The sequence below is a fragment of the Paenibacillus alba genome, assembly GCF_013204855.1.
Taxonomy (GTDB): domain Bacteria; phylum Bacillota; class Bacilli; order Paenibacillales; family NBRC-103111; genus Paenibacillus_E; species Paenibacillus_E alba.
The window spans coordinates 33,017-48,511 of the sequence record NZ_JABMKZ010000043.1; the positions used below are offsets into that span (position 1 = coordinate 33,017).

Genomic DNA, 15,495 nt, shown 5'->3' on the forward strand with positions numbered 1-15,495 from the left:
TTAACATCACCAAGCTGCTTCTGAGCCCTTATCCCAGAAACACAAAAGAGAGGTTCGCTGCGCGTACACGACTCATGTACTTGCAGCGAACCTCTCATAGCTTATTACTCCCGACGAGTCGTTCACCCACTAACCGGGAGGCCGGCAGCACGCCAGCCTTGGCGACACCTGTCATGCTGTTGCCCTCGACCATCACCTCAAACTTCAAGTTCAAGCGCATCGGCTTCGTAACGCGCTGTGACCAAGTCAGCTGATTCCCTCTCCGGACGGGATCTTTGAACGCGGCAACCTCGCTGCCTTGCCGGGCTTCGCCATATATGTGACCATCGCGGGTCTGGATGTTGAGCATGACAGACATCTTACCCACGGGCGTGGAAATAGCTGCTTTCCACTCCCCATCAAACAGATTATCAGTTGGTGTATCCTTGCTTCCCTGATGTTGGTTATAGGACTCGTGCCCAACTGCACTATCAGCCGCAACTGGCGCTTGCTGCACCACCGGAAGCCCCTGATCGCGCCACACTGTTCCCCGTCGCTCGAACTCAAAAAGCGATTCCACCTTGAGCGCAATACGTGGGCCAAGCTCGCGCTCAACCAAGTAAATTGCGACATCAAGACCTGACGTCACTCCGCCGCCCGTCACCAAATTGCCGTCATCGACAATTCTTGCGGTGATCGGGATCGCCCCGGTCGCTCCCAGAACATCCATACCGAGATGATTCGTCACCGCATGTCGTCCTTCCAATAATCCGCCCATGGCTAGCAGCAGCGAGCCTCCGCAGACCGTAGCCACTGTCAGATCCGATCGCTGCATGGCTTCTTTCATGAGTGGCGTCAGCTTGGTCTCCATCGCCCGCCTCAAAATGCTGGGCACCGTATGCTCTCCCTCGCCAGCAACCTCACCGGATGCGCCAGGCACCAGAATAAGTCCTGCCTTTTCTGGGTCAATTCTCCCACTGGCAGGAATCTGCAGCCCACCAATGCCGCTCGAGACAAGCCTGGCACCTTCCGCCGTTACGAGATCGACATCCAGATTTTCGTCTGTGTACATTTGGGCTGCACAAAATACTTCATAAGGGGCAATCGCATCAAGCAAATCAAAGCCATCAAATAATACGATTTGTATATGCATAGAAACTCTCCTTTCCTGTTTATTGAGCGGCCACATTTGGAGCCTTGACGTACACAAACCGAATCACAATCTCTGCCAAAATAAAGTTAGTTAAAATCGCTCCATATACGCCCAGTGTATAGCTCAATTCATAGGGCAGGCCCCCGCCTTTATGCAGAATGTAGCTGATTAAATGAATGAAAAAGTTCGTAAAACAGAAAACATAGCTGCGAACCATCCACTTCCGGTGCTTGCTGACTTGCTTGCGTTTAATTTGCACAATGGCTGCAATGGTCATCGCGAACCAAACGATACTGACAAGGTTGAAGGGCAAGCTGCTCGCTTTGCCTCCTGTGCTGTAAGGCGCCATATAACCCGAAGTAAGAACGACCACGAACACAAAAATGACATATAAATAACCATTAACTCTATGAAACTTGCGATATTTTCGTAAGAGTGTATGGGAGAAGTTGAGTATTCCCGTGAGCATCGCCATACAAGCTGCAACAACATGGACGTGCATCACATTCAACCAAATCGAGAGGTTAATGGGACGTTTCAGATTCATTTTATGGCTCAGAAAATCAACGGCCTGTGGATCGAAAAATAAATTCGTTAAAGTGACGTAAGCGATATAAATCAAAGATGCTGTCAGGAGCAAGGGATAGAGGTAGCTCGTTTTCGATCTAGCCGTTTTAGCCATGGGGATCTCATCCTTTTCGTTATAAGTGTTCTGCTCATTCAAAATTAGAGACCGAACCGTACGGTCTTTTTTATTGTACAACATTCTATGCTATGATTCACTTATAAAATGTTACAATATTATGAGAGTGTCAACGTCTCTGTGAAAGGAACCTGCACATGCGTAAAGGCGAAAAAACACGATTGCATATTATCATGAAATCCGCGGAGCTGTTCAATGAGAAAGGCTACGCAGGTTCAACCATACAAGACATAATGGCAGCAACCGGTCTGACGAAGGGCGGGATTTATCGGAGCTTCGCGAACAAGGATGAGATTGCGCTGGAAGCTTTTTCCTACGCTGGTCAAGTGCTCTGGGAACACTTCGCGTCAGCGGTTGAAGGAGCATCGACAGCTACGGACAAGGTGGTTGCGATGTGCGATGTCTACAGCGATACCGTTCATAATCCTCCGATCAAAGGCGGATGTCCTTTTCTGAATACAGCGATTGAAAGCGATCATTCCTATCCGGTTCTTCGTGACCGCGCCGTAGGGGCCTACGAGCAAATGTTGGCTTTCATCCAAAGCATTTTGCAAAAAGGGGTTGCAGACGCGGAATATCGAGCTGACATCGACACAGAGTCCCTCGCTTCCTTCATCTTCTCCTCGATCGAAGGCGGCATCATGGCAAGCCGTTTGACCCGAGACAACAAGCATGTGAGGTATGCTAGAACAAATATTGAACATCTGCTTAACTCTTTCAAGATGTAAATCAATACGGTATGAAATGAACCCCGTTCTTCCTTGTTTTGACAAGGGATTGGGGGTCTTTTTGGCATTGAGATGGCCTCGAGAAGCGTACTCCAAAATTATAGGCAGGCAAATGCAGGAAATAAGATGCTTATGGTAGAAACCATCAATGAATCTAGAGTCCTATGCATTAATCCGGAGGTAGTTCATCATGTCACTTGACCATAGATTAGTTAATGAATCTTTATTCACGCAAGCTTTCAAGTACGCACCGATTGGCATGGCTCTGGTTGATTTGGATGGAGGCGTACTTAAATCAAACCCTGCGATCTGCACGATACTAGGATACCCGGAAGCTGAATTAAACACGATGACCTTTCAGGAAATTACCCATCCGGAGGATTTGGAGCTAGATAATCACCATCTGGTCGAGCTGCTTGCCTTCCAAAGAGATTCCTATCAGCTGGAGAAACGCTATTTTCATAAAGATGGACATATCATTTGGGCTTTGCTAGCCGTTTCGCTCGTTGTGGATGAAGACAATACGCCTCAATTCTTTATCTCCCAAATCATTAATTTGACCGATCAAAAGCACGTGGAGAATCGCCTGAAAGAGAATGAGCGGCTTTTGCATGGCAAGGATCTTATGTTTCGGTCCATTGTCAATCAGAGCTTTGATTTCATTACAATTCATAGCCCAGAGGGTATCTATTTAGAGGTATCCGCTTCCTGTCAGGCAGTCCTTGGATATACGCCCGAGGAGATGATCGGCCAATCCGGACTTGCTTTCATACACCCTGACGATTATGCTACCGCGCTTCAAGATTATCAAAAGGTTGTTCAAACCGGTAAATTTTCTAATCTTACCTATCGAATACGCAAAAAGGATGGTGAATACTTACATCTCGAAGCCGCAGGGATTACCGTTACGGATGCGGACACGGGGAAATTAAACGAAATCATTATCGTAACGAGGGACATTACGGAACGTATGCAGATGATGGCGAAATTAGAGGAGGCTCAAGCCTTATCTCTGCTTATTTCCGACAATGCGCTGGATATTATCACATTTGCTACGCCAGATTGCATAACGCGTTATATCTCTCCGGCTGTTCGCCGTTTGCTTGGTTATGAACCCGAGGAAATGATCGGAACGACGATGACAGATTTATGGCATCCTGACGATCTGGAAGGCTTTCTTAAGAGAGGTCTTTTTAAGGATGGCGACGTCGATATGTTTGAATGCCGTGTTCGTCATCAGCAAGGACATTATGTTTGGTTCGAAACGACGGTTAAAATGATTTGCGATGAACAAGGAACCCTCTCGCAAGTAATTGGTGTTGGCAGGGATATCACTCTGCGAAAAAAAGCTGAAAATGAGCTGCGGGCAACGAAAGAAAAACTCGAGTCCTTCATCAATCACAATGTTGATCCGGTCATGATGATCAATACGGAATGCGACGTGGTGAAAATTAATTTCGCCTTTGAAGCCACATTCGGATGGACATCCCAGGAAATCGTCGGCATCAATGTATTTGACTTCCCCTTCATCCCCGATAAATCCAGGCCCGGTTGCGTTGAAGCGCTTAAACAACTGCAGCCCTATTGTCTCGAGACGGTTCGAAAGAAAAAAAATGGCGATGACCTCCCTGTTATGATCTCGTTTTTTACCATCCAAGATGAGGCAGGGAAGCCCAATGGCTGGGCTCTTACGCTGAGAGATTTAACTACCTATAAGCAAGCGGAAGAATTATTAATCAACTCCGAAAAGCTGTCAATTGCAGGTCAACTTGCAGCGGGCATCGCCCATGAAATCCGCAACCCCATTACAGCTATCAAAGGTTTTATGCAGCTTTTGAGATCCGGCAGGACCGAAAAGCCCATGTACTTCGATATCATTTCTTCCGAAATTGAACGCATTGAGATGATTCTAAGCGAGCTGTTAATCTTAGCTAAGCCTCAGCTCATTCATACCGAACGCAAAGATATTCAGATTCTTCTGCGTCAAGTCACAACACTGCTGGAATCGCAAGCGAATATGAACAACGTGCAAGTCGAAACCGAATTTGAACCATGTGCCATTTACGTGCTAGGTGATGAAAATCAATTGAAACAAGTGTGTATCAATTTCATCAAAAACGCCATTGAAGCGATGCCGCATGGGGGCAAAATCCAAATTCAATTAATCCGTACCAACGTAGCTACGATACTTTTGCGCTTCATTGATCAAGGATGCGGAATCCCAGAGCATATTCTGGCTAAGCTGGGACAACCCTTCTTAACAACGAAGGAAACCGGAACGGGTCTCGGCTTCATGGTGAGCAAGAAGATCATCGAGAATCACAACGGCACAATTAAAGTTTCAAGTGTAGAAAATGAGGGTACTACTATAGAGGTCTGCCTCCCGGCGGCAAAATAATGAAATACATACGACAAATTTTCACATCACATGTATAAAAAGCGGTAAAACTTCGGATTGTATAGGATGAATGCGAGGTGAAACCATGTCTGACCAAGAGGAATCTTCTTCAACCTACCCACGGAATATACGTGATTTTCAAGTATTAAGCTCTGTGAAGCCCAGTGAATGGACGGAGATTGAACTTCAATTCAATCATAGGACCATGAGTGATTTATCTCCTTGGCTCAACGAGCAAGGCACTCACATCCATAGTCAAATCATTCACGAGCTTGAGCGTCGTGGCGTCTGACTTAGTAAACATACATGTTGCTTTATTATCGAAATTCCTTCATAATGAAGTTGAAACTACATAATATTAGGAGGTATTTATACAATGGCACATCAATTACCAGCTCTTCCGTACGCAAACGATGCACTCGAGCCACATATCGATGCAAAAACAATGGAAATTCACCACGACCGTCACCATAATGCTTATGTAACAAACTTGAATGCAGCTCTGGACAAACACCCAGCTTTGCACGAGAAATCCCTTAACGACCTGATCGCTGACCTGAACAGCCTTCCGGAAGATATCCGTACTGCCGTTCGCAACAACGGTGGTGGACACGCGAACCACTCCCTTTTCTGGGAAACAATCGCACCTAACGCTGGCGGAGCACCTACAGGCGCTTTGGCAGCAGCTATCGAAAGCGAGCTTGGCGGTTTTGAGAAATTCAAAGCTGACTTCGCAGCAGCAGCTACTACACGCTTTGGTTCCGGCTGGGCTTTCCTAGCTGTTGACAAAGACGGCAAATTGAAAGTATACAGCTTGCCGAACCAAGACAGCCCGATCTTCGAAGGCGAAACGCCAATCCTTGGTCTAGATGTTTGGGAGCACGCTTACTACCTGAACTACCAAAACAAACGCCCTGACTACATCGCAGCGTTCTGGAACGTTGTGAACTGGTCCGAAGTTGGCAAACGTTACGACGCAGCGAAATAAGCGTTAACTCCTTATCTAAAAAGGGGCTGTCCCAAGTAGCATCTACTTGGCAGCTCCTTTTCTGTTTTTCAACAGCTTGGGAGTGCGTGCGCCAAAAAGACGGATCAGAAGTCCTTTACGCAATCGTTGGAAAGCTGTACGATATAATTAGGGTCAAGAAATTGAACCAACGAACTGAATGGATGGCGCCACCCGCCATAATCCGTGAACAGCTGGTCGTTTACTAGGACCGAAACGAGATGAATGAACAATGAAAACAATCATTTCTTTACTTCAAAACGTCCCCCTTTTCCAACAGCTTACGGAAGATGATTTAGAGGGATTAGCGCCTTTATTTACAGAAAAAAAGTTGAAAAAGGGCAGTATTTTATTTTTTGAAGGCGATGACGGCGGGGAATTCTTCCTTATTAAATCAGGTGTCGTCAAGATATACCGTTTGGATGAATCCAAAGAGATTATCCTTGCTTTGTTTCGGGATGGCGATTTCTTCGGGGAAATGTCCCTGATCGGCAGCGGGCATACCCGTTCAGCTACCGCAGAGACGCTGGAGCCTTGTACATTTTACATATTAAATCATGCCGTATTTGGCCAATACATGGAAAAGAGCCCGAAGCTCCTCTTAAAGCTTCTAGAAACAACGATGGGCAGACTTCGCCAGGCGAATGAACAAATATATGATCTCACCTTCCTAGGCGTTCGTTCCCGCATCATGAAAACCATCATCCGACTATCTGAGCAGCATGGTGTCCCCACTGCCGACGGCCTGTTGATTAACGTCAAACTTACCCATCAGCAAATTGCCAATATGGTCGGCACCGTGCGCGAGTCTGTTACGAAGGTGCTGCAAGAACTGCTCGATGATGGCCTTATTCAAACGGATAAAAAATTGATCACCTTGCGAAATGTGGATGCTATTAAAGAGGAAATTCGTTGAAGAGACCTAGAAGAGCTGCCTTTGCATGCGTGCAACTGGGCAGCTTTTGCTGTGCGCACTAAAAAGGAGCCCCAGGACTATGCCCCGAGCTCCCCAAACCAACCTAATCCACACTTCGCTCCTGCCATTCTTTCATAATGCGCAAGAACACATTCGGAAAAGCGTACTGCTGCAGCTCCTCCGGTCCAACCCAGCGATAATGAAACGGGATCCATTCTCCCCCATGACCCGGACGATTGGCGTCGCCAAGCTTCGCGCGGTAGACCTTCATTTTCCAGACAATATGGCTGAAAATATGCTCCGTATCCATGAACCATTCGTCAGGCTGGATCAGAATTTGCTCTTGATCGGCAAGGTTTTGGCGAAGCAGGCTGCCATTTTCCTCATCGGAAAGCCATCCCTCAGAGCCCCAAGCCACATGCGGAAGCTCCCACATCCTAGCCAGCAAGCCTTCTTGCGGTCGCTGTCTGATCAGCCATTTCCCTTCATGCCCACCTGTGCCTTCAATAAGGGCTACAGCCCGCAATTCGGGGCGCGGCGGTTTGGCTTTCTTTTTGATAGGCAAAGCCTCTTCCATGCCAGCTTCGCGCCCAGAGCAATGCGCCATAACCGGGCACGTCAGACAGTGCGGCGAACGCGGCGTACACACCATCGCCCCAAGCTCCATCAAAGCTTGATTGAAATCACTTGCGGTTCCCTCCAAAATCAATTCACGCGCCAGCTTTTCCATAACTGTTCGAGTCGATGGCTTCATAATATCTTCTTCGATGAGAAAATAACGTGACAATACCCGCATTACATTCCCATCGACAGCGGGCTCTGGCTTATTGTAAGCGATACTTAGAACCGCCCCCGATGTGTACGGACCAACACCCTTCAGTGAGGAAATCTCCTCTTTGGTCTGGGGAACAATACCGCCGTAACGCTCGTGAACTTCTCTCACAGCCGTTTGCAGATTTCTGGCCCGCGAGTAATATCCAAGCCCTTCCCAAGCCTTCAAAACATTTTCCTCCGGCGCTGTCGCCAAGGCTTCAACCGTTGGAAATTGATCAATGAAGCGATGGAAATACGGAATGACTGTATCCACCCTAGTTTGCTGCAGCATGACTTCGGAAATCCATATATAATAAGGGTTTTTACTTCGGCGCCATGGCAAATCGCGTTTATGTGTATGGTACCAATCCAGTAGGTTTCTGGAAAAATATTGCTTTTTTTCTTCGCTGTACATGAGCTCTCCTTCTCTATGGGGCACGTTCCAGTTATAATGAATGAATGGACATGTCTCCATTATACGAGAAGTGTGGAACATAAAACTAGAGGTGAATGTATGCAAAACTCGAAGCAAACTGATTTGGCAAATAAAAGGAAAGCTTGGATTGGCGAAGCTCACGCCTTAATCCCCTTGTTATTCATTTGGGGCGGCGAGTGGATGTTCAGCGCTATTATGGACTTCGCGATTTACTGGCGCGACTTGGATTGGTTGAAGCAAGCGGCTTTCATCACCGCCGTTGTGGCGAGCTTAATTCAACTTTGGAGCCTGCGCAAAGACTTCCGCAAGGATGACTCCGCTGAACGGAGTGGATGGGGGCACCCAGCACTGCTGCTGCTGCCAGGCGTGATGCTCATCGCAGCCATTGCGCTGCTCGAGGCCATCGGCGCTGTCGGCCCGTTGTTCAGCCCTGTGCTGCGAGCGTTCGTCCTCGCCATCGGGTTCGTGCAGGTCGGCCTCCTGCTCGGCAGGCCAATGATCTACCTTGGCTTGTGGATGTTCGCGCTGACTGCCCTGATGGGCGTGTGGTATTTGGGCTATTCCGCTGTCATCCTGGAAGGCATGGGCGGCATTAGCCTGATTGCCGGCGGGTATATGCTGCGGGTTTGGGGGCGGTAGATTTTTGGACCAGTTGGCGGGGACTCGGCGGGAGGCTTCCACTTTAAGGCTGAAAAACAGGCTTAAAGTTGGTTAAGTGGGCGCTGGCCTCACTTTAGGGCTGTTTTTCGGCCTCTCGGCGGGCTAGGGAGAGGATCTGGCGAGGTTCTTCCACTTTAAGGCTGATAAACAGGCTTAAAGTTGGTTAAGTGAGCGTTGGACTCACTTTAGGCTGTTTTTCGGCCTCTCGGCGGGCTAGGGCGAGGCTCTGGCGAGGTTCTTCCACTTTAAGGCTGAAAAACAGGCTTAAAGTTGGTAAAGTGAGCGTTGGACTCACTTTAGGGCTGATTTTCGGCCTCTCGGCGGGGCCGGAAGAGGCTAAGTCAAGCAAAACGGCAGCTTGAATCATAGCTGCCAACAAACACAATCAAGCATAGGGGGCAGCTCATGCTGAAACAAACCAAACAGGCTTGCGTCGCCGCAAGCCTGAACGACAACAAGCAGCCGGATGATTCATCCGGCTGCTATCCAGCGCCGTTGCGCGCAGCGCGGCGACTAACGATCGGCGCGCTCATCCTTGCGCCGTTCGTGCTCGCGCTAGCCGCGTGTGGCGGCACTTCGGGTGGCAGCGCCACCCCGAAGGCGCCGGCCGCAACCGCCGCGAGCGAGAGCAACCCTGCGTACGTGAAGGCGCAGGAGCTCTTCACCGCGAACAAGTGCATCAGCTGCCACGGTGTGGATCTGGAAGGCAAAGTCGGCGTCAAGACGAATTTGCAGAAGGTCGGCAGCAAGCTGAGCAGTGAGCAAATCGCGGACCAAATCAAGAACGGCGGGGGCGGCATGCCCGTCTACAAAACGAAGCTGTCCGAAGAAGAAATCGGACTGCTCACCGACTGGCTAAGCTCCAAAAAATAGCAGCCATAGCGGTATAGCTAGGGCCTAGCCAAGCACGCAATATCATTCGTGCTTGGCTGGGCCCTTCTTTATAGCTCCTCCACAATCGCATAGGCGGCAGCCATTGTTTCTGTATGCGTAATACTAATATGGAGACGATGGCTGCCATTTAAGCCTGCCCGCAGCAGTGCTTCTTCCCTCACTGAGCAGATCGGTTTGCCCAGAGCATCCGGCAGCACTTCAATGTCCTGAAAGCCAATTTGCTTGCCTATCCCGCAGCCAATCGCTTTGACAATCGCTTCTTTCGCTGCAAAACGGCCGGAAGCAAACTCCGCAAGCCGACCACGCCGCTGCTGTGCCAGCTCCCGCTCCTGAGGCGTCAGGATGCGCTCCAGAAATCTTTCGCCTGACGAGCCCTCCAGCATCTTGCGCAGTCGCGCGATTTCAACCAAATCTGTTCCAACTCCAATAATCATCGTGGCTATGCCCCACTTTTCTTCCTGCATTTTGGGTTCAATTTACATGATTCTGCGCCAGCGGTCAAGGTTCACTCCCATTTTTCTTCCCCCTCTCCTCCCCCTGCTTACTTCAAGGTAAGTAAGTCACTCTATTTTCAGTTCTTCTACGATCCCTGAACAAGGGGTATACTGGACATAGACTAAATTGCTAGGAGGCCAACTGAATGAGAATTATGCCGCTAGAAAAACGCGGAATCTCCAATAGCCGGATCGTTTTCGGTTGTATGGGAATTGGCGGAGAATGGAACAACACCCCTTATACCAAAGAAGATTACATCATTGCTGAGAAAGCAGTGGAAGCTGCCTTATCCATAGGCATTACCATGTTTGATCATGCCGATATTTATAAAAGAGGCAAATCCGAATCTGTTTTTGGTGAAATCCTCAAAAAAAGACCCGATCTGCGCGACCAAATTATTCTGCAATCCAAAGTTGGTATTCGCTTTCATGACGAAGTGAATCCACAGCGCTTTGATTTCAGCAAAGGTCATATCCTGACCTCTGTTGATGGTATTCTGCAGCGCCTAGGCGTGGAACATTTGGATGTGCTGCTGCTGCACCGCCCTGACCCGCTCATGGAGCCGGAAGAGATCGCAGAAGCCTTCAACACGCTGAGATCCGCTGGAAAAGTACGGCACTTTGGGGTATCCAATATGAGTTCTGCCCAAATTCGCTTCATTCAAAACTCACTGCCTGAGCCGCTCGTTGTGAATCAGTTGGAGATGAGCTTGGCTCGCATCGACTGGGTTGAACAAGGCATCTTGGTCAATCAAAAGGACGGCCTAGGCGTGAACTTTGCTGATGGCATCATGGAGCATTGCCAAATGGCCGATATTCAAATTCAAGCTTGGGGCCCGCTGGCCCAAGGCAAATTCTCCGGCAGTCTACCGGAAGATGCGCCTGAAACGATCAAAAACACAGCCACTCTCGTACAAAAAATAGCTAACGAAAAAGAAACAACACCAGAATCCATCGTTCTGGGTTGGTTAATGAAACACCCTGCGCGCATTCAGCCAGTCATCGGTACATCCTCAGATAAGCGCGTTCTTGCTTGCCAAGATGCTGTGCGCATTTCCGAAACCATGACACGCGAAGAATGGTACACACTGCTCGAGAGCTCCCGCGGCGCTCGCATGCCATAGATGAACAACAACCCCTGACCAAATGGTCGGGGGTTGGTTATTTTAGATACCCGGAATCGGAATCCGTTTATGCTCCGTTTTCAAATATTGCTTCTCCAGCTTCTCTTGCGCCTCAGCCGATATTTGCTTGCCTTCCAAGTAATCGCTGTTGTCGCCATAGGTAATCCCCAGCTCATTCTCGTCCGTTTGACCGTCCCATAGGCCGGCTGTCGGCGCTTTATCCAGCACGCTCTGCGGAACGCCCAGCTTCGCTGCCAAGGAGCGCACTTGGCGCTTGTTCAACGTGCTCAGCGGTGTAATGTCGACTGCTCCATCGCCATATTTGGTGAAGAAGCCTGTGATCGCTTCAGAGGCATGGTCTGTGCCGACAACGATCAAGCCCAGTTCAAAAGCCAACGCATACTGCATCACCATGCGCGTGCGCGCTTTGATGTTGCCTTTGCCGCCACGGCTGACATGCTGATGCACGCCGATATGCTTGAGTCCATACTCGACTTCAATGGCGATTTCATCGACAGCCTCTTCAATGTTATTCTCGATTTGATATTTCAAATCGAAAGCCTTCGCCACCGCGTAGCTGTCTTCGATATCGACTTGCTGCCCGTAAGGCTGGAATACGCCAACGGTTTTGTACTCCTTGCCCTTCTCCGCTGTCAGCTCGTCCGTCGCTTGCTTGCACAAGCCAGCCGCTACCGCGCTGTCAATGCCGCCGCTGATTGCAATCAGCAGACCGTTGGCGTTTGCACCCAGCACATAATTTTTCAGGAAATCCACGCGTTTGCGAATTTCTTCATCAATATCGATCTCCGGTTTCACGCCAAGCTTCGCAATAATATCGGTTTGCAAACTCATCGTTCTCTCCACCTTTTCTTTCGTTTAGGAAGCCTATTGTGCTTTACAGATTAGTATAGACTTTCGCACTTCAAATTTCAAAGGCCAGCCTGTATATTAGATGGAGATACATATTGAAAGGAGTCTTACAGTATGTTCAAACTTTATAAAAGCAACATAGGTTATTTCATGGGCTTAAGCTTATTTATAATCCTCATTGACCTCGTTATTGTTAAATCCCATATGTACCAAGCAAATAATCAACTTCTGACCGTTGGTATTTCATTTTAAAAATGAAACCACGATGATCCGTCTGTTTGGAAAACGGCAAATCGTTGATCGGCTTTATCTCTTTATGGATGAACCTGATGAATTCTATGTTGAATGCCATAAATATATGGATAAACAAGCTGCTGTTTAAGCGTAAAACCAGAAGGGTAGCCGTTATCTTTTTAAAATATATCCAAAGAAAAGAGGCCCCTTGCAGTTGCAACTGCAAAGAGCCTCTTTGTTGATAACGTCTTACCTTATTTGCAATATTCGTTAAAAGCACCAATCAAATCGCCGGCAATCATGTCAGCGGAACGGTCTTCGATTTGGTGACGTTGAATGAAGTGAGCCAGCTCACCATTCTTGAACAACGCGATGGATGGGGATGAAGGCGGGTACGGCGCCAAGAATTCACGCGCTTTCGCAGTTGCATCCTTCTCTTGTCCAGCAAACACGGTGTACGTGTAAGTTGGCAGTGTATCGTTTTGCAGCGCTTTTGCCACGCCTGGACGACATTGACCTGCTGCGCAACCACAAACGGAGTTAACGACAAGCAGCAACGTGCCATCTTTCGATTTTTCAATCGCTTCTTCCACTTGCTCTGGCGTTAGAAGTTCTGTAATACCCAGACGAGTCAAATCTTCTCTCATCGGTTTAACCATATCTTTCATGTACGAATCAAAAGACATTGCCATATGTGCCACCCCTTAGGATTTAATAGTTAATAATAAAACGTAAATGGTATTCATTCTATTATACATCCGTTGGCGATGAAAGCAAAGTGCTGACACGTCTATTCCATTAATTCGCAGGAATTAGTTCTACCTTCAAAGATTGCTCAGGTTTCTCCGTATAGTACCAGAAGATGTTCAGCTCGGCTTCATTTTTCTCATAATTGGCGTACATGTCGATCGCCTGATTATTGCCATCACCGTTAAAATTAGCCGTTACTGGCTTCCCTAGAAGCTCATCTTTTCCTTTCCCCATATAGGTCTGGTTCACGCCGCCAAAGCTAGGATCGGCACTTTCGCTCTGCACGAACAGATTATGATCCTGCCTATAGTAAGTCCATACGACGGGATATCCGCCAACCTGCGTCGTTATTGTCTGCTTCTTCTCACTAATATTCGTAAGTCGAATCAGATCCTTGGCATCTTTATGTTCCTGCACATGATAGGAAGCAATGAAGGCGATTGGCTTATTTGCTTTAATCTCCATACCGATCGGCCGTTCGAAGCGGTAGATGCTTTCTGTCGGATCCTTCTCGTTATGTGAAGACCCACCCGTCAATCGCACTCCGTCAATTTCCAATTCATAATTCTTATATGGAAACTGGACGTATTTCTCATGGCTAGCCTTCACGCGAATTTGCGTCGGTGTAATGATCACTTCCTTCAACACCATCGTGATGCCTGAATCCTCCATCGGAATGTTCAGCTCACGCTTGATCGTGCCGCTAAGCATTTGCTTTTTGTCCAAATGCAGCTGATACGTCCACGCCTCGTCCACACGTCGAGTTTCTTTGTTATAGCTCAGTTTATAACTAATTCCAGAAGCCTTGAGTTCCTCCGTCTTGAAAGCTTGCCGGCCTGTATATTCACCGTGCTCCCCAGGTTCCCCAAATGCATCATGGCCTTCACTTTTGAGAAGAACCCCGTCTTTGTAGACAGCAATTTTCGGGGAGGCAAATGCTTTGGCCTCGGGGTCGTTAAAGAGGATGGACGATTTCAACAACGTCTTTTCCCCCTGTTCAAACGGCTGAAGCGTCAGATTGTCGATGCCGTCTTGGTGAATCGCAAACGATCCTGTTTGACCGCTCATCGGATTGAAATCAAGCTCTCTCTCTATGGTCGTTAAAGAATGCAGTTTCTGCGCTGTGAACTGGACATCATCTTCCGACTGTTTGGGGGTCCACTCCGTTTCGAAGTAGCCGTTCATCGATTGGGTCGCTTCATCCCAGCGCTGAAACCGATTGCCTTCAATAGTCTTGCCTTGGCTGTCCTTCATCGTCACTTCGGTAAAATACATATCTTTCACGGACCCTTTTTGGGCGCTGAGGCTATATAAAATAACGGTGCGGTTATCGTCTACAATGGCTTTATTAACTGTCAGCTTAATGCCTTCATGTGTAACAGATTGATCGATGACTTGACCAAGCCCTTGCTGCAAAACAGCCTGAATCCCGCTGCGATGCGGAAATAAGCTCTCCCAGTTATACGTAAAAGCTGCAAAGACCGGTGTTGCAACCATAATTGCCGCAGATGCTGCAAGAATTGCGACTTTACGGTATCTTTTTTTTCTAGGCAAAGCTAAATCCACAGCCTTCAGAGCCGATCTGCCACTGGGGAGACTCGGTTCAATTCTTTCCCACATTTTATCGAAATCCGGGTAAGCCATCTCCTGATTATCGTCTAAAAACCGAGAAAAGGTTTGTTCTGCCTTGTCCATAAGTGCCGCCTCCTTGTCGGGAATCTACGCTATGCTTTTCTACCATGCGCCTCATCAACTGCAGGCTTTTGTTCAAACGCGATTTGACAGTTCCTAGCGGGATGCCAACGATATCGGCAATTTCACTTAAGCTGTACTCATTTAAATAACGCAGGGAGACGACAACTCTCATCTTATCGGGCAGCCGCTCTAATAGCTGCGTGCATTCCATGGCTGATTCCTTATCTGCAAGAATAGCTTCCACCGTCTTCTCCGAAGCTTGCGTATGGCCTTGCTGCCATCTGAGACGCTTCGCATGATCACGAGAATGCTTCTTCAGATGGTTCAGACATTGATTTACAGCGACTCGCAGAATCCACGTTTTCAAATATTCGACCTGTCGCCAATCGTGTCTGAACACGCTTATGAATACTTCTTGGCAAACATCTTCCGCATCTGCTCCATGCTGAAGCATGAAGTAACAGGTTCGATAGACTTCCTTCTTATGCAGGTCGAATACGTCCTTTTCCGTCAATGCATTCACCTCTCTTTTTACACTATAAACAATCTGAGTCGATAAAAGGTTCACTTTTTTATGATCGCATACCAAGCAAGAGGCCCACCGAATTGCTCGGCAGGCCTCTTTGTTGTAAATTCGGTTGA

The 15,495-nt window shown here is 48.0% G+C and carries 17 protein-coding genes; 9 read left to right on the forward strand and 8 right to left on the reverse strand.

Annotation, left to right across the window (positions count from 1 at the left end):
* Window positions 1–94: 94 nt before the first annotated feature.
* Together HQN90_RS32580 and HQN90_RS32585 are read right to left on the reverse strand one after the other, a co-directional pair.
* The gene (locus HQN90_RS32580; protein ID WP_173226834.1) at window positions 95–1,132 is read right to left on the reverse strand and encodes a DJ-1/PfpI family protein; all 1,038 of its coding nucleotides are present in this window, start codon (window positions 1,130–1,132) and stop codon (window positions 95–97) included.
* Between the two features lie 19 nt (window positions 1,133–1,151).
* On the reverse strand, window positions 1,152–1,814 hold the full coding sequence (locus HQN90_RS32585) for a DUF2306 domain-containing protein (RefSeq protein ID WP_173226836.1): 663 nt from the start codon (window positions 1,812–1,814) through the stop codon (window positions 1,152–1,154).
* A gap of 158 nt (window positions 1,815–1,972) precedes the next feature.
* Here HQN90_RS32585 and HQN90_RS32590 point away from each other — a divergent pair, with 158 nt between their 5' ends.
* From HQN90_RS32590 to HQN90_RS32610, 5 genes are all read left to right on the forward strand, one after another.
* Entirely contained in the window at window positions 1,973–2,563 is a 591-nt protein-coding gene (locus HQN90_RS32590; protein WP_173226838.1) for a TetR/AcrR family transcriptional regulator, read from the forward strand.
* A 190-nt stretch (window positions 2,564–2,753) separates the two neighbouring features.
* Window positions 2,754–4,961 carry a PAS domain S-box protein gene (locus HQN90_RS32595; RefSeq protein WP_173226840.1) on the forward strand — a complete coding sequence of 736 codons (2,208 nt, stop codon included), beginning with the start codon at window positions 2,754–2,756 and terminating at the stop codon, window positions 4,959–4,961.
* 85 nt (window positions 4,962–5,046) lie between these two features.
* Window positions 5,047–5,253: a hypothetical protein gene (locus HQN90_RS32600; protein ID WP_173226781.1), complete on the forward strand. Its 207-nt coding sequence runs from the start codon at window positions 5,047–5,049 to the stop codon at window positions 5,251–5,253.
* Between the two features lie 84 nt (window positions 5,254–5,337).
* A complete protein-coding gene (locus HQN90_RS32605; RefSeq protein WP_079410808.1) occupies window positions 5,338–5,949 on the forward strand; it encodes a superoxide dismutase in 612 nt (203 codons plus the stop codon).
* 250 nt (window positions 5,950–6,199) lie between these two features.
* The gene (locus HQN90_RS32610) at window positions 6,200–6,883 is read left to right on the forward strand and encodes a Crp/Fnr family transcriptional regulator (RefSeq protein ID WP_173226842.1); all 684 of its coding nucleotides are present in this window, start codon (window positions 6,200–6,202) and stop codon (window positions 6,881–6,883) included.
* 103 nt (window positions 6,884–6,986) lie between these two features.
* Here the strand turns inward: HQN90_RS32610 and mutY are convergent, their stop codons facing one another.
* Window positions 6,987–8,111: an A/G-specific adenine glycosylase gene (mutY, locus tag HQN90_RS32615; protein WP_173226844.1), complete on the reverse strand. Its 1,125-nt coding sequence runs from the start codon at window positions 8,109–8,111 to the stop codon at window positions 6,987–6,989.
* A gap of 123 nt (window positions 8,112–8,234) precedes the next feature.
* Between mutY and HQN90_RS32620 the strand changes: the two genes are divergently transcribed.
* Both HQN90_RS32620 and HQN90_RS32625 read left to right on the forward strand, forming a co-directional pair.
* Window positions 8,235–8,771, forward strand: coding sequence for a hypothetical protein (locus tag HQN90_RS32620; protein WP_173226846.1), 537 nt, complete (start codon window positions 8,235–8,237; stop codon window positions 8,769–8,771).
* A 426-nt stretch (window positions 8,772–9,197) separates the two neighbouring features.
* On the forward strand, window positions 9,198–9,665 hold the full coding sequence (locus tag HQN90_RS32625; protein WP_173226848.1) for a c-type cytochrome: 468 nt from the start codon (window positions 9,198–9,200) through the stop codon (window positions 9,663–9,665).
* 68 nt (window positions 9,666–9,733) lie between these two features.
* Here HQN90_RS32625 and acpS read toward each other — a convergent pair whose 3' ends face one another.
* Window positions 9,734–10,120 carry a holo-ACP synthase gene (gene acpS, locus HQN90_RS32630; RefSeq protein WP_173226850.1) on the reverse strand — a complete coding sequence of 129 codons (387 nt, stop codon included), beginning with the start codon at window positions 10,118–10,120 and terminating at the stop codon, window positions 9,734–9,736.
* 206 nt (window positions 10,121–10,326) lie between these two features.
* On the opposite strand from acpS, the gene HQN90_RS32635 reads away from it, so the two are divergent.
* Window positions 10,327–11,304, forward strand: a complete 978-nt coding sequence (locus tag HQN90_RS32635; RefSeq protein WP_173226852.1) for an aldo/keto reductase — start codon at window positions 10,327–10,329, stop codon at window positions 11,302–11,304.
* A gap of 42 nt (window positions 11,305–11,346) precedes the next feature.
* Here HQN90_RS32635 and nadE read toward each other — a convergent pair whose 3' ends face one another.
* Window positions 11,347–12,156, reverse strand: a complete 810-nt coding sequence (nadE, locus tag HQN90_RS32640; RefSeq protein WP_173226861.1) for an ammonia-dependent NAD(+) synthetase — start codon at window positions 12,154–12,156, stop codon at window positions 11,347–11,349.
* Window positions 12,157–12,288: 132 nt separating this feature from the next.
* Here nadE and HQN90_RS32645 point away from each other — a divergent pair, with 132 nt between their 5' ends.
* Window positions 12,289–12,426: a hypothetical protein gene (locus HQN90_RS32645; protein WP_173226864.1), complete on the forward strand. Its 138-nt coding sequence runs from the start codon at window positions 12,289–12,291 to the stop codon at window positions 12,424–12,426.
* Window positions 12,427–12,662: 236 nt separating this feature from the next.
* Here the strand turns inward: HQN90_RS32645 and HQN90_RS32650 are convergent, their stop codons facing one another.
* The 3 genes from HQN90_RS32650 to HQN90_RS32660 form a co-directional block, all read right to left on the reverse strand.
* Window positions 12,663–13,100, reverse strand: a complete 438-nt coding sequence (locus HQN90_RS32650) for a BrxA/BrxB family bacilliredoxin (protein ID WP_173226866.1) — start codon at window positions 13,098–13,100, stop codon at window positions 12,663–12,665.
* A gap of 106 nt (window positions 13,101–13,206) precedes the next feature.
* Window positions 13,207–14,853 (reverse strand): DUF4179 domain-containing protein, encoded by a 1,647-nt coding sequence (locus HQN90_RS32655; RefSeq protein ID WP_173226868.1) that lies wholly within the window; start codon window positions 14,851–14,853, stop codon window positions 13,207–13,209.
* Window positions 14,810–15,367, reverse strand: coding sequence for an RNA polymerase sigma factor (locus tag HQN90_RS32660; RefSeq protein ID WP_173226869.1), 558 nt, complete (start codon window positions 15,365–15,367; stop codon window positions 14,810–14,812). The genes HQN90_RS32655 and HQN90_RS32660 overlap by 44 nt, the downstream gene beginning before the upstream one ends.
* Between the last annotated feature and the right edge of the window lie 128 nt (window positions 15,368–15,495).

Excerpts from the sequence above, each read along its gene's own strand:
- HQN90_RS32580 (WP_173226834.1), bottom strand. The coding sequence starts at position 1,132 with ATGCATATACAAATCGTATTATTTGATGGCTTTGATTTGCTTGATGCG.
- HQN90_RS32585 (WP_173226836.1), bottom strand. The coding sequence starts at position 1,814 with ATGGCTAAAACGGCTAGATCGAAAACGAGCTACCTCTATCCCTTGCTC.
- HQN90_RS32590 (WP_173226838.1), top strand. The coding sequence starts at position 1,973 with ATGCGTAAAGGCGAAAAAACACGATTGCATATTATCATGAAATCCGCG.
- HQN90_RS32595 (WP_173226840.1), top strand. The coding sequence starts at position 2,754 with ATGTCACTTGACCATAGATTAGTTAATGAATCTTTATTCACGCAAGCT.
- HQN90_RS32600 (WP_173226781.1), top strand. The coding sequence starts at position 5,047 with ATGTCTGACCAAGAGGAATCTTCTTCAACCTACCCACGGAATATACGT.
- HQN90_RS32605 (WP_079410808.1), top strand. The coding sequence starts at position 5,338 with ATGGCACATCAATTACCAGCTCTTCCGTACGCAAACGATGCACTCGAG.
- HQN90_RS32610 (WP_173226842.1), top strand. The coding sequence starts at position 6,200 with ATGAAAACAATCATTTCTTTACTTCAAAACGTCCCCCTTTTCCAACAG.
- mutY (WP_173226844.1), bottom strand. The coding sequence starts at position 8,111 with ATGTACAGCGAAGAAAAAAAGCAATATTTTTCCAGAAACCTACTGGAT.
- HQN90_RS32625 (WP_173226848.1), top strand. The coding sequence starts at position 9,198 with ATGCTGAAACAAACCAAACAGGCTTGCGTCGCCGCAAGCCTGAACGAC.
- acpS (WP_173226850.1), bottom strand. The coding sequence starts at position 10,120 with ATGATTATTGGAGTTGGAACAGATTTGGTTGAAATCGCGCGACTGCGC.
- HQN90_RS32635 (WP_173226852.1), top strand. The coding sequence starts at position 10,327 with ATGAGAATTATGCCGCTAGAAAAACGCGGAATCTCCAATAGCCGGATC.
- nadE (WP_173226861.1), bottom strand. The coding sequence starts at position 12,156 with ATGAGTTTGCAAACCGATATTATTGCGAAGCTTGGCGTGAAACCGGAG.
- HQN90_RS32645 (WP_173226864.1), top strand. The coding sequence starts at position 12,289 with ATGTTCAAACTTTATAAAAGCAACATAGGTTATTTCATGGGCTTAAGC.
- HQN90_RS32650 (WP_173226866.1), bottom strand. The coding sequence starts at position 13,100 with ATGGCAATGTCTTTTGATTCGTACATGAAAGATATGGTTAAACCGATG.
- HQN90_RS32655 (WP_173226868.1), bottom strand. The coding sequence starts at position 14,853 with ATGGACAAGGCAGAACAAACCTTTTCTCGGTTTTTAGACGATAATCAG.